This is a genomic window from Massilia sp. CF038 (genome assembly GCF_900129765.1).
Taxonomy (GTDB): Bacteria; Pseudomonadota; Gammaproteobacteria; order Burkholderiales; family Burkholderiaceae_D; genus Telluria_A.
Genome location: NZ_FQWU01000005.1, coordinates 158,471 through 170,457, shown reverse-complemented (window position 1 = coordinate 170,457; position 11,987 = coordinate 158,471). Strand labels below are relative to the sequence as shown.

Here is an 11,987-nt window from a genome sequence, read left to right as displayed (position 1 = left end):
TATTTGTATTCGTTTATTGGGAATTCAGATGGCGCTGGCGTGTGCCGGGAGCGGGCGAGCGCTCCACCAGGCGTCAGCCTCGGCACGACTCACGTTTGCGCCGCGCATGGCCTTGACGCGCTGCGGGCCGCTTCCGGCACGGTGATACAGCGCGCGGAAGCACGACTGCGCCAGTAAGGTCGACACCAGGTGGCGGAACTCGTTGGCATGGCCGAACGGCGTGACCCAGTCTGTGATCCACATGCGGTCGCCGCTGGTCCAGTCTGCGTCGCGCAGCAGCGCGCTGGCGCCGCCCTGCACGTAGCGCGCTTCCGCTTCGGCGCTCAGGTTGGCCCAGGCCAGGTAGGCAACAGGACGAAAGCCGCCCTCGCCATCGGCTTGCGATGCGAGGATGTACTGCTGCGCTTTCATCGGCGCGAGCAGGGTCTGGCTCAGGGCGATCAGCGGCAGCTCGCGGTGCACCGGAGAATGCATCCACAGCCAGGTGACCGCGCCCATGACTTCAGGTTCACTGCGCCCGGGCATGCCAAGGGCTGGCGCGGTAATGTTGAAAGGAGTCGCTTGCATGGTCTGCCTCGCTCAGAAACTGCTGTTCATCGAAAAGCCGACGGTGTAGTCGGCGGTGCGGAAAAGATCGGGCTTGTGCAAAGGCGTGCCGACGAATACCTCGAACTGCACGGCGCGGACCTGACCACGCAGGCCAGCCACCGCGCCAGTCAGACTGGTGCCAGGCAGTTGACGGATACCCGGGCCACTGACCTGACCATGATCGATACCGACATACGCTTCCGTGTTCGGCAGACCGCTCGGCATGCCGACCTCGTTGCGCACCAGCCAGCCACGTTCGGCAACCAGGCTGGCATCACCGTCGAAGCCGCGCACGGTATAGCGACCGCCGATGGCAAAGCGGTCTTGTGCCAGTAAGGGCGTGCGGTTGTTCTGTACGCGCCATGCGCCGGTGTAGCGCAGCTTGCTGGCGCCTATCGTGAACGGCACGCTCAGGTTGGCGTCGGCGGTGATCAGGGCGAAGCGGGAGGTGCCGTCGCCAAACAGCTCTTCCGGCGCGCGCTCGGCACCGAATGCGCCCGTGCCGCGGCGGTAGTTGAGGTGCGCTTCAAGCGTGGCGGCGCCGAAGTTTTCGCGCTGTTCGAGGCCGAATTCCCAGCCCCCCATGCGGCGGCGCTGGACCTGGACTTCGGTGTCGTCGATGAAGTTGCGCGAGGCGCGCTGCCACGCACGCAGCGACAGCGTGCTTTTGCTGTCCGCATCGCGATAGACCAGGCGCGAGACCTTGACGTCGCCATTGCGGCTGGTACCGCTGTAGCCATAGTTTTGGGTGGCGCCGATCACGGTCTGATGGTAGGCACTGTCGCTGGCGGTAAGGCCGACCAGCCAGTAACCGAAGGGCAGTGAATAATGGAGCGCGCGCGAACGTGTGCCACGGCGGTCGGAGGCCAGGCCAAGATCGTGGTTGTAGCTGACGTAGAACAGATCGTTCTGGCCCAGCGCGTGATCGAGCGAGAGCGTGACGCCGCCCTGATAGCGTCCGGTGGCGTCGCCGCCGGCGTCGTCTGCCGTCATGCTGATGCGGTAGCGCCGCTCCTGGCGCCACTTGATGGCCAGATCGCTTTCGCCAGGGCCGGCGCCGGCATCGGCCGCAGGTTCGATCTGGATGTCGGCGTCAGCGGTGGGAACACGCTTGAAATTTTCCAGCGCCTGTTCGACATCGCGCAGGTTGAGCAAATCGCCCGGCTGGGCCGGCACCGCATTGGCGACATTGGCGCGCGCATCACTCCCGGGCAGCAGGCGCACGCTGCGCAAGCGGCCTGGAATCAGGGTCAGCGTCAGCACGCTGCCGTTCAGATCCTGCGGCGCGACCAGCACCCGCGTGGTCACGTAGCCGCGCGCCAGGATCGCATTCTGCACCCGGCGCACCACCAGGTCGATCGCACGCGCGCCCAGGCAGCGGCCCAAGGCAGGATCGGGCTTGCCTGGGCTGGCCATCCCGGCGGCTTCCAACGCCCACTGAAACTGATCGGCCGCGTCACCCTGCAGCACGATGCTGTTGATCGTGAAGCAGGGCTTCTCGTCAAACGCAAGCCGCGTGACGTCGGCGGCCACGGCGGCGCCTGGCAGACGCACATCGGGGCGACGTTCAAGCTGTTCGCGCAGCAAGCGGGCGCGTTCCTGCTCGCGCAGCAGTTCCTGAGTGGCTGCTGTTGCCGGCGAATTCGCCTGGCCGAAGGCGGAAGCAACCGGCAACATGGCGAGTGCCAGGGCCAGCACGGCGCGGCCAGATGGACGGGAAAGACTGCCATCGACATCAAGCATCAGAGCGCACGATGCCGGACCGCGCCGCAGCGTGGAAACGTGTTGCATATTTATCCTCAGGGGAATTGAAAGTTGCAGGTGCCGCGATAGCCGCGCACACCTTGCCCTGCATTGGCTGACAACGCTTGCGTTGCGGGGTCTTTGGTACGACGAAGGACTGTGGAGAGGGTTGCCGCTGTCACGCCTGTCGGCGGGAAAGATATTTCTTTATTGCCACTCTTTTGTAAAATTAACTAAACAGTCTGCTAAGAAATATATAGTAACATATGACAATGTTCCGTATGTACCAATGATTAGTAGTTTTTCTCGTATTGCCACGCGGAATCACTTTTGATGCATCATGGGAAATAGAAAAGCAGGGGAAAGCGTGTTTTAACGCTATTTTTGATTCCGTACGGAACTTTATGGTGTTCGTCCGTTGTTTTATGAACGAGCAATTGCCATTGTGATATTTGGAGAGCCATTTCCCGCGTAAAGCGCGGATGATCGAAATCACGGTTTTCCATGTCGCGACTTGTGGAACATCAAACCACCCACGTTTTTGTCAGTTCGCGACGCTGCCAAGCGGAGCTGTGATGAATGAAGTACTGGAACCTGGCGCGATTGGCCCTGCGGTCACGCGCTTGCAAGAGGCCCTGCTGTCGAAGGGATTCAACCCGGGCGTGGTGGACGGCCGATTCGGCCTGGGCACATTGGCCGCGCTGCTGGCATTTCAGCGCAGCGAGGTGATGCTTGCCGATGGCGTGGCGGGGCCGCGAACGCTGGCCGCGCTGGGACTGGTGGCCAGCCCGGATCTACCGGATGCGGCGACCGGCATGACAGCCCAGATCGTAAGCAAGATGTGCCCGGACACACCGATCGCCAATATCAAGCGCAGCTTGCCGATTGTTTTGCAGTCGCTGGCCCGCTTCCGCTTGTCGCACAGGACGATGGTACTGATGGCGATTGCCACGATTCGCGCGGAGACCGAATCATTCCTGCCGATCAGCGAGGGCAGATCCAAATTCAACACCTCGCCCAATGGGCACCCCTTCGATCTGTACGACCACCGCAAGGATCTGGGCAATGACGCCACCTTCGACGGCGAAAAATACAAGGGGCGCGGGTTTGTTCAGCTCACCGGGCGGCACAACTATATCCGCTACGGCAAAAAGCTCAGCCCCACCATCAATCTGGCGGCAACGCCCGACCTGGCCAACTCGGCGCCGGTGGCCGCCGATCTGCTCAGCCTGTTCCTGGCGGACCGCGAGCTGCAGATCAAGGATGCCCTCCTGCATGGCAACATGCAGGCAGCACGCCGCCTGGTCAACGGCGGTGTGCATGGGCTGGACCGCTTCACCGAGGCATACCGGATCGGCGACGCGCTGCTGGACTAGCGGGCGTCGTAAGCGCCCAGCAGCCAGTGCAGACCGGCCAGGTGCTGCTGGTCGTGACTGCACAGGTAGTGCGCCAGGCCGCGCACGGTGACGGGGCCATAGCCTTCGAAGGTGCCGCGCCGCTGCCAGTCCGCCTCGGTCAGGGTGCGCAGCATGCGCAAGGTATCGGCGCGCGCGGCGCGAAAGTCGGCCAGTATTTCGGTGGGCCGCGCATCCGGGTAGCCACGCTCGCGCGCCACGGCGTAGCTGTCGATCGAGGCCAGGCTCGGTGCCGCTTCGTTCAGCAGGCGCCGGAAGCGCACATGATAGCCGTCGATCTCGATATCGCGGATGTGGCACAACTGCTCGATCGCAGTGAAGGTTTCGCTGGGAATGCCTTCCCAGGACGCCGGCGTCCAGTTTGCGCACGCCACGGGCACGCTGGCGTACAACTGCTCCAGCTGATCGGGAAAACTGTGCAGGGCTGAAAGAAGCGATGACGACACGGCATGCTCCAAAAACGTGAAGCCGTCATGGTACCTGAAATGCGCCCGTCTTCAGGCCGCGCTGCCGGCGCTGATAGAATGCGGCCATGGCCAGTCTGAAGTCCCCCCTGAACGCAGCACCTGCGTCGCCCCTTGATGTTGTGCTTCACAGTGTGGTGCGCCGTCTTCAATGACGATCAATCTGAAGGAGCCAGGCTGGCAGACGCTGATTCACGCAAGCGAGCGCCATTGGCTCAGCGTTGAACGCGCCTGCCGCCGCGACAACGACAGAGGTTTGATCCGCCGAGGACTATACGGTCTGTCCATGCGCTGGCCGGACTTTGCCCTGCGCGCATTTAGCGCGGCACCACGCCGCTTGCTACGCACGGCACGGCTGCTTGGCTGCCTGTCATACGCGCGGCGGCTGCATTTCCTGGGACAGACTTCACAGCATGCCTGGTTCAGCAGCGATTGGGAAAGCATGGCACCTGTCGAGGCCTGCAAAGCAATTAACCTCCTGTGCCGCGAAACAGGTGTGAGTAGTCCCCTGCCACGCCGCCTGCGCGAATACCTGGAGGGACAGCTGACGCTATCGGCACCGCAGATCGAACGTCACTGCCGCATCGCCCTGCAGCGTCTTCCATATGCATTACTGGAAGCGCTGGAGCGGCAGATCTGGTCCAGCATCGACGCCCCGTTCAACATGCGCGCCAAATCAATCGCCGCCAATCACGCGGTGCGGCTATTGGCGGGACTGGAGTACAACCGCAAGGCCTTGCGGCGTTTTCTTCTCGACTATTCACAGGGACGCGAGCGCGTGTACCTCGACCATTCGCTCAATCGCGCCTGGCTGGCGCGCCACCCCCGCATCGATGCCGCGATCTGGCTCGGCGCGCAACGTGGCACACAGCGCCAGGAAAAAGGCATTTGCATCGACATTGAAACCGATCCGCTTGAAGTTCTGATGCTCGGAACTTACGTCGGCAGTTGCCTGGGCCTGGGCGGCATGATGGAGGATTCCGCAGTGGCCTGCCTGCTCGACGCCAATAAGCAAGTGGTGTACGCGCGAGACCAGGAAGGCCGCGTTCTGGCGCGTCAGTTACTGGCTATCGACGAATTGGAGCGGCTGGTGTGTTTCGATATTTACCCGGTCAGCGCAGATGCCGCATTGCGGGCCGCCTTCCGCGCGCATAACATCGCACTGGCGCATGCACTGGGCATTGCGATCTACACTGAACAGATGGATGAACACTATCGCGTTCCTGTCATCCTGGCGCAGACCTGGTGGGACGACGGCGTCAATGACACCATTGTCGATCAGGCGATTGGCCCGACATCCATCCCGTCGTAACCGGCCAGACCGTGGCTATGGGCGAAGGCATCGAGTTCGCCATTGAGCGCATGCAGCGATTCGGGCGTATGCACTTCTTCACGCTCGACGTGCAGGACATAAAATTCGGCTTCGCCCTCTTCCAGTTCGGGCACGAACACCTTCACCGTCCGAAAGCCCATGTCTTCCAGTCCGTAGGACGCGTCGCCCAGTTTTTCGGCCGATGGATCGTAGAAGAAGTAGCCCCAGAGTTTGGGCTCGCTCATGTCCCAGCCCGCACCACTGTCGATGTTATCGAACATTTCCTGCATCGCTTCGAGGGTCAGGTGGCTCATTTTATTGGCCCCCGCGCCGCGTGTGTAGTCGCTTCCAACTATAGACTATCGTCATCGTAAATTTGATATCAAAATTTTAATAAAAATGTGACTTTTGGTGAGACTGCGAGTAGGAATTTGCTGCAAACTTGTAAGACTACTCCTACGAAATGCCGATTGTTTTCTCCTTCATGGAGGCAAGCGTGGCGCCACTCACCACCCTCTGTATCGCGCTTTGCATGCTGTGCAGCCTCACCGCTTGCAGCACGCCGCAGGTCATCCCACGCGCGTACGCAATGCCCACCAAACAGCAAGGCGGCGAAACGCTGCCTGCCCCGGAACTGGCCGGCGCCATGCAACCGCCGGACAGTCTGGAAACATCCGTGGAAACCGTGCAGGACACGATGCGCCAGTACCTGTGGGAGTCAATGGCAGTCGACGGCCGCTCTGCGGACCTGAGCAACTTCCTGATCGCCCTTACTACCTTTGGCCTGTACAAAGGCGTGACCCACCCCACCACCGCCAACATTGCGGCCGCGGCGGCGGTCGGCTCGGCCGCCTACGCTTACGGCACCAGCAACAAACTCAGTGCCCGCGCCGGCGCCTATACCGATGGATTCCGGCGCCTGAACTGCTCGCTGAGCGCCGCGTCGACGTATCGCATCATGAGCTCTGAAGACGATAAAGACAATAGCGGCACAACAACCCTGGCCCGGGCAATCAAGATGAACCAATATGCGCTGGCCAGCCTCGACAGCGATATCGACGCCTTGCGCCCCTACGATATCGTGCTGGTCAAGAAGCCTGCCAGCCAGGCCCGTTCAGTCTGCCCCTGGCAAGGCAAACTGTGGAGCAAGGACGCCAACCGTGCCTGCAACGTCGCAGCGCAAGCGGCAGTCAAGCAGGCTCCGCCCCCGCAAGTGTCGGCCGCACTCTCGCGTGCCAGCGAGCTGGCCGTAGAAATGCGCGCCAGTCTGAAGCGCGCAAGCACCATCTATGCCGCATCGCGTGGCATGGGCGTGCGGCTGTGGGAAAACTCGAACTTCATCGTCAGCAATACCAGCGACCTCGTGCGGGGCACCATTGCCGACCCGCTCGATGCGATCGCGCGCGCAAAAAGCTTCATGGCGCAGCAGACGCAAGCGCCCGGCACCAGCGCGCTTGCGCCGGCACCTGCGCAGCAAGCGCAATCGAACCGTGCAACGCCGGTGGCAAACAGCGCCCGAGAGCTGGAACTGTATTCGCCGGAAGCAGACGCGCTCATGGCGCTCAACAAGAGCTTGCGCGCCGCGCGCTGGCGCCACCAGCAACTGCAGTCGATTCTCGATCAGAACACGATGCCGCCACTGTCCTTCGAGCAAATCGACCGCTGTCGGTCCAGCGCGGATGAAGTGGTGCAGGGGATTGCCCTGGCGGCGACCAAAAACGTCACGCCGGCAGCGCCCGTGGTCAGCGCGCCGAAGGATAACCAGGCCACGCCCCTGCCCGATGCAGACGCCCAGATCTGGAACGGACTCGATTTCCCCGGCCAGCCCACCCTCGGCGACCTGGCGTCGCGTATCGAACAATGCCAGCAGCACCTCGGTGTGGCGCCCAATGCCAGGCGCTGGGATGCCATCGCCGACGTGATCACAGCGGGCAAATGCAAGGGGCTGCCATGGAAATGAGCGCTGCCAGTGGCCGCCTGTACCGCCTGTTGACGCAGCCCGCGCGGCACGGCCAGTTCCGCGCCATGCTGACCGATGCCCAGCGCGCTGCCTTGTGTTCCGTGACGTGGCTGCCGACAAGTGCCGGCATCGCATTACACCTGGGCTTCACCGACGGCTGCGTGCTGCCGCGGCGCCTTTGCGGCCAGGGCATCACCCTGCCGGTGCACGCCATACGGACGCCGCGCCTCCAGCTGCATCGCTCGATCCAGCTTGAAAACGTCGATTGCTCGTCTGGCACGGGCACGCTCACCGGCATCGTCCGGCGTGCCGCCAGCGCCGCACTGTACGCTTTAAGCGCGGGCCATGTCATGGGCGGCAGCAGCGGCGCGCAAATTGGTGACCAGGTCACGCTGCGCAGCGACCAGGCAGACCGCTGCGTCAGCGGCAAACTGGATCGCTGGGCGCCAGCGTTTCATGCCGGTTCCCCGGACACCTATGTCGATGCTGGCCTGGCGCGCATCCCTTTGCAACATGCGCGTGAGCTGCTCGAGCTCGGGCTGGACTTGCCTGTCGGCGTCGCCACACCGGCGCTGAACAACGGCATGCTGCTGCGCACGCGGGACCAGAGTATCGCAGCCGAGATGATCGGCTACACGGCCGCCTGGATGAATCTGGGCGACGGCGGCGCCACCCACGATTACTGCATCATCGAAGGCCTGGCCTACCAGGCCGCAAGCGCGCCGCAGGCGGGCGACAGCGGCGCACCGTTGTGGGATGCGCAGGAGCGGCTGGTGGCCATGCACATTGGCGCTGGCGCCGGGGGCGAGGCCGGCAACGGCCTTGCAGTGCCCGTGCAACGCGTGCTCAACCTGTTCGGCTGCGAGCTGGTCGACCGGGCCTCGGCGGCGGCGCTGGGCAGCGCCGCCACGGCAAGCCTGCCGACGCTGGCGGCCACGCCCGCGCCACCGGTGTCATCGGCGCAGATCACACTGGCGCGCACCTTGTGGGGCGAAGCGCGGGGGGAAGGCCGGGCCGGCATGGAGGCGGTGGCCAACGTGGTCCTCAACCGCGTCAGGCGCCAGACCTGGTGGGGACGCACGCCGAGCCAGGTCTGCTGCAAGCCGAACCAGTTCAGCTGCTGGAACAGCACGGACCCCAACCGCGAAAAAATGCTGCGCGCGGACGCCAGCGATCCCGCCTACGCCCTGGCGCTGGTGGTGGCGCAAGCGGCACTGGCAAACGCACTGGCGGACAATACCGCTGGCGCAACCCACTACCACGCCGGCACCCTGCATCCACTGCCGAAATGGGCGCGCGGCCACGTGCGTTGCGCGCAGGTGGGGCGGCACTTGTTTTACAACGATATAGATTGACATCATGGACAACCGCATGCTCGACGTTGCAATCGGCCTGGTGCTGGTTTTTGCCATCCTCAGCCTGATGACCACCGCCATTCAGGAGGCCCATGTCGCGGTCCGGAACGAACGCGGCAAAAATCTGGTGCGTCTGGTCTGCTCGCTGGTTGGCGATAACAGTGCGCTGTCGCAAAAAATACTGAACCATCCTTTTCTCACCACGATGTCGATGGAGCTGAAGAACGGCTCTCAGCGCCGCCCGTCGTATCTGGATGGCGATGTCTTCGTCACCGGGCTGCTCGGTTTTCTGACCCAGGAGTACCTCGACCGGGTCCGTCCCGCGTCGCCGCAGCAGATGGTGGACACGCTCAAGCGCAAGATGGACAAGGCCGACAGCAGCTTCATCACCAGCCTGGAAACACTGGTGGCCGGCACGGAGAACGATTGGCCTGGTTTCGAGCTGCGGCTCAAGGCCTGGTTCGATGCCGTCGCCGAGCGCTCGAGCGGCTGGTACAAGCGCGCCAATCAGCTGCAGGTATTCTGGATCGGGCTGGCGCTGGCAGTCGCGCTGAACATCAACGTGGTTGTCATTTGCAAGGCACTCTGGTCCGACGGCGCCCTGCGCGGCAGTTTTGTCGAACAAGCCGGCCTGGCGCTGCTGGGCTACCGTCCCGATAGCGCGCCCCCGTTGGCAGAGACCAAGGCGGCGCCGCAAGCGGCTGCGGCCCCGGTCACAATCCGCTCACTGGACCGGCACCTGACCACGATGCAAGTCGCGTTCGCGAGCCTGCAGCGCCCGCCCGACCAGGAATTTCGCGATGGCCGCGCGCTGGCACTGGCCACCTTGATCACGGACGCCGGCACCTTGCGCAGCCTGCTCGCGCAAGAGCGCAACGCCTCAGGCAACGACGCCAAGCAGCAGCGCCTGCGCGACGAGACAGCCGCCAAATTCGATCTGCAGCTGGAGACCATCGGGCATCTGACTGCCCCCGATGCCGATTGCATCAAGCGCGCCCAGGTTTCGCAGGCCCTGTGCCAAGCCAGCGCGCCTATCCACCTTGCCGTCAATCGGGCCCTGCAGGACATAGCGCTCGAGCGCGATGCGCGCGATGCCTTCGGCGGCGGCAGCACCGCAGCGCGCTATCGCCTTCTTGAACGCTGCGACAGCACCGCAGACGCCGAGGTCGAGGCGCTGTGCGAACAACTGCGCGCGCAGGATGCATCGGGCCAGCCGGCGATCCCGATCGGCTGGTCGGGCGCCACCTGGCCCCACGTCTGGAATGACTGCGCAGACAAGCAAAAGGCCAGCGCGAAGCGCCGCTGCCTGCGCGAGGCGAACGACGCGGGCCCTGCGATTGGATCGCTGGGCGACGTCGGCAATTGGGGGATCGCGCTGGGTGGCTGGCTGATCACCGCCATCGGCATCACGCTTGGCGCCCCCTTCTGGTTCGATATCCTTGGCAAACTGGTCAAGGTGCGCAGCAGCGGCAACAAGTCGAATGCAGAGGACAAGACCGGCAACGCCGAGATACCCAAGCCATCGACCCTGTCCAAGGGAAAAGACGGCGACGATGCGGCAACCGGCGTATCAGATGACGCAATGAACGAACTCGAACGCGCTTTGCGAACCGATGAAATCGTCCACATCCAGCGCGCGCTGGGAATGGCTGCAACCGAACAGAGTGGCCGCCTGGATCTGGCCACGCGCAACAAGCTGGCCGCCTGGCAGAAGCTGAACGGCCTGTCCGAAAATGGCGAACTGAGCGACTTGCAGGCAGTGAGCCTGCTGCACAATAGCGCGCTCTCGGAGGAGGATGACCATGTTGGATAGCGGTGAATTGATCAAGGAGTACACCAACGGGACGAAACTGGCTGTGCGCACGCCGCTCAACATCCGCAGCGACCCATCGCGCTCCGCGCGCAAGGTACGCCAATGCGCGCCCCCGGCCATTCTGGTGGCCGACCGGCTGGTCGACGCGGAGGCATTTCTCGACAACTCGCTATGGTACCGGGAATCGGGAACCGGCAATTTTTTCTGGGCCGGTGGCGTCGACGACATCGCGCCGGCTTCGCTACGGCCAGGCGCCAGCAAGCCGAATGTGCTACGGCGCCCCGATGGCACGATCAAGCCGCTCGGCGCCCAGGTCTTGCAAAGCAAGTACGGCACCACCGCCATCTCATCAAATACTAATGGCACCATCAATCTTGACCCGGCTTGGCGCAGCGCCAATATCAGCCAGTTTCAGCACATGCTGCTGGCGCAAATGGATGTGCCGCACTTGTGGGTTAACGCGCAGGCAATCGCCGCGTTCCAGGCCGTGTTCGACGCCATTGCAGCCGCCGGTCCGGGGTTCGGCGATCGGCTGCTCACCTGTGGCGGTGCGTTCGTACCGCGCCACATTGGCCGCAATCCTGCGCGCCCAATCAGCTCACATACCTGGGGTGTGGCAATTGACTTGAACGTCGAATGGAATGGCTACGGTGTACGCCCGCAGGGCGCGGGCTTAATCGGCAGCGTGCGCGAGATCCAGCCCTTCTTTGCCGATTTCGGCTTTGCCTGGGGCGGCCACTTCTCGGGCAGCAGCTGTGACGGGATGCATTTTGAACTGGCGATCCAATAGCGTGCCTGCTCAGCAGTCGAAACCGCTATTGTTACGGTAAAAATCGGCTTCAGACTTCGGCATCGTCTTGAGTTTGGCGCACATGGTGTAACTGCCCACCTGATGACCGTTCTTGCGGTAGCCCCAGTCCGCGACTTCGTCCCGGGTAAAGTGAATGCGCTGCCCCGACTTGACCATTTTAAGCACGGTCGGATCGCTGACCAGCGTGCCTTCGAAACCGTCCTCGGTCACACGAAACGGCGTGACCCAGAAATGCTCGCTCAATTCGCCTTCGTGCAGCGCCACCTTCAGCTTGAAGCCTTCGGTTCCCGCTGGCGGCGTGGCGGCGGTGGCAAGGAACGTATCGAGCGAAGCGCGCGCCTGACGGATGGCCTCGACCATGTCGGGGTTGCCGCCGGCCGCTTCAAAGACGTTGTCGCTGCTGCGTTCACAGCCGGACAAAAAACAAAGCACCACAGCCATGGTGGCAGCGGCCAGCGCACGGTGGTGCAAGTGAACTAAATTTAGAAGCATGGACGTAAAAGCACAAGCGAGTCGAGATGCCATC

The 11,987-nt window shown here is 63.1% G+C and carries 11 protein-coding genes; 6 read left to right on the top strand and 5 right to left on the bottom strand.

Annotated features, from left to right (window positions below):
* Nucleotides 1-24: 24 nt before the first annotated feature.
* The gene (locus BUC24_RS23900) at nt 25-567 is read right to left on the bottom strand and encodes a toxin-activating lysine-acyltransferase (RefSeq protein WP_073222818.1); all 543 of its coding nucleotides are present in this window, start codon (nt 565-567) and stop codon (nt 25-27) included.
* Nucleotides 568-579: 12 nt separating this feature from the next.
* Nucleotides 580-2,265 (bottom strand): ShlB/FhaC/HecB family hemolysin secretion/activation protein, encoded by a 1,686-nt coding sequence (locus BUC24_RS23895; protein WP_178372613.1) that lies wholly within the window; start codon nt 2,263-2,265, stop codon nt 580-582.
* A 641-nt stretch (nt 2,266-2,906) separates the two neighbouring features.
* Here BUC24_RS23895 and BUC24_RS23890 point away from each other — a divergent pair.
* A complete protein-coding gene (locus tag BUC24_RS23890) occupies nt 2,907-3,707 on the top strand; it encodes a peptidoglycan-binding protein (protein ID WP_143167640.1) in 801 nt (266 codons plus the stop codon).
* Here the strand turns inward: BUC24_RS23890 and BUC24_RS23885 are convergent.
* Nucleotides 3,704-4,192, bottom strand: a complete 489-nt coding sequence (locus tag BUC24_RS23885) for a DinB family protein (protein WP_073222813.1) — start codon at nt 4,190-4,192, stop codon at nt 3,704-3,706. The genes BUC24_RS23890 and BUC24_RS23885 overlap by 4 nt on opposite strands.
* 169 nt (nt 4,193-4,361) lie before the next feature.
* Here BUC24_RS23885 and BUC24_RS23880 point away from each other — a divergent pair, with 169 nt between their 5' ends.
* Complete coding sequence (locus BUC24_RS23880) at nt 4,362-5,522, top strand: hypothetical protein (protein WP_073222811.1); 1,161 nt, start codon at nt 4,362-4,364, stop codon at nt 5,520-5,522.
* Here the strand turns inward: BUC24_RS23880 and BUC24_RS23875 are convergent.
* The gene (locus BUC24_RS23875; protein WP_218606538.1) at nt 5,489-5,836 is read right to left on the bottom strand and encodes a ribonuclease E inhibitor RraB; all 348 of its coding nucleotides are present in this window, start codon (nt 5,834-5,836) and stop codon (nt 5,489-5,491) included. The two genes, BUC24_RS23880 and BUC24_RS23875, sit on opposite strands and share 34 nt — an antisense overlap.
* Before the next feature lie 275 nt (nt 5,837-6,111).
* On the opposite strand from BUC24_RS23875, the gene BUC24_RS23870 reads away from it, so the two are divergent.
* From BUC24_RS23870 to BUC24_RS23855, 4 genes are read left to right on the top strand one after another with little or no spacing between them, the layout of a single operon-like run.
* Nucleotides 6,112-7,482, top strand: coding sequence for a hypothetical protein (locus BUC24_RS23870; RefSeq protein ID WP_143167639.1), 1,371 nt, complete (start codon nt 6,112-6,114; stop codon nt 7,480-7,482).
* Nucleotides 7,473-8,837 carry a cell wall hydrolase gene (locus BUC24_RS27135; RefSeq protein ID WP_218606537.1) on the top strand — a complete coding sequence of 455 codons (1,365 nt, stop codon included), beginning with the start codon at nt 7,473-7,475 and terminating at the stop codon, nt 8,835-8,837. Before BUC24_RS23870 ends, BUC24_RS27135 begins: the two co-directional genes overlap by 10 nt.
* A gap of 16 nt (nt 8,838-8,853) precedes the next feature.
* Complete coding sequence (locus tag BUC24_RS23860; RefSeq protein WP_143167638.1) at nt 8,854-10,650, top strand: hypothetical protein; 1,797 nt, start codon at nt 8,854-8,856, stop codon at nt 10,648-10,650.
* Nucleotides 10,640-11,440 carry a M15 family metallopeptidase gene (locus tag BUC24_RS23855; protein WP_073222805.1) on the top strand — a complete coding sequence of 267 codons (801 nt, stop codon included), beginning with the start codon at nt 10,640-10,642 and terminating at the stop codon, nt 11,438-11,440. Before BUC24_RS23860 ends, BUC24_RS23855 begins: the two co-directional genes overlap by 11 nt.
* 9 nt (nt 11,441-11,449) lie before the next feature.
* On the opposite strand, the gene BUC24_RS23850 is transcribed toward BUC24_RS23855, so the two are convergent.
* On the bottom strand, nt 11,450-11,953 hold the full coding sequence (locus BUC24_RS23850; RefSeq protein WP_073222804.1) for a YegJ family protein: 504 nt from the start codon (nt 11,951-11,953) through the stop codon (nt 11,450-11,452).
* Between the last annotated feature and the right edge of the window lie 34 nt (nt 11,954-11,987).

Excerpts from the sequence above, each read along its gene's own strand:
- BUC24_RS23900 (WP_073222818.1), bottom strand. The coding sequence starts at position 567 with ATGCAAGCGACTCCTTTCAACATTACCGCGCCAGCCCTTGGCATGCCC.
- BUC24_RS23895 (WP_178372613.1), bottom strand. The coding sequence starts at position 2,265 with ATGTTGCCGGTTGCTTCCGCCTTCGGCCAGGCGAATTCGCCGGCAACA.
- BUC24_RS23890 (WP_143167640.1), top strand. The coding sequence starts at position 2,907 with ATGAATGAAGTACTGGAACCTGGCGCGATTGGCCCTGCGGTCACGCGC.
- BUC24_RS23880 (WP_073222811.1), top strand. The coding sequence starts at position 4,362 with ATGACGATCAATCTGAAGGAGCCAGGCTGGCAGACGCTGATTCACGCA.
- BUC24_RS23875 (WP_218606538.1), bottom strand. The coding sequence starts at position 5,836 with ATGAGCCACCTGACCCTCGAAGCGATGCAGGAAATGTTCGATAACATC.
- BUC24_RS23870 (WP_143167639.1), top strand. The coding sequence starts at position 6,112 with ATGCCCACCAAACAGCAAGGCGGCGAAACGCTGCCTGCCCCGGAACTG.
- BUC24_RS27135 (WP_218606537.1), top strand. The coding sequence starts at position 7,473 with ATGGAAATGAGCGCTGCCAGTGGCCGCCTGTACCGCCTGTTGACGCAG.
- BUC24_RS23860 (WP_143167638.1), top strand. The coding sequence starts at position 8,854 with ATGCTCGACGTTGCAATCGGCCTGGTGCTGGTTTTTGCCATCCTCAGC.
- BUC24_RS23855 (WP_073222805.1), top strand. The coding sequence starts at position 10,640 with ATGTTGGATAGCGGTGAATTGATCAAGGAGTACACCAACGGGACGAAA.
- BUC24_RS23850 (WP_073222804.1), bottom strand. The coding sequence starts at position 11,953 with ATGCTTCTAAATTTAGTTCACTTGCACCACCGTGCGCTGGCCGCTGCC.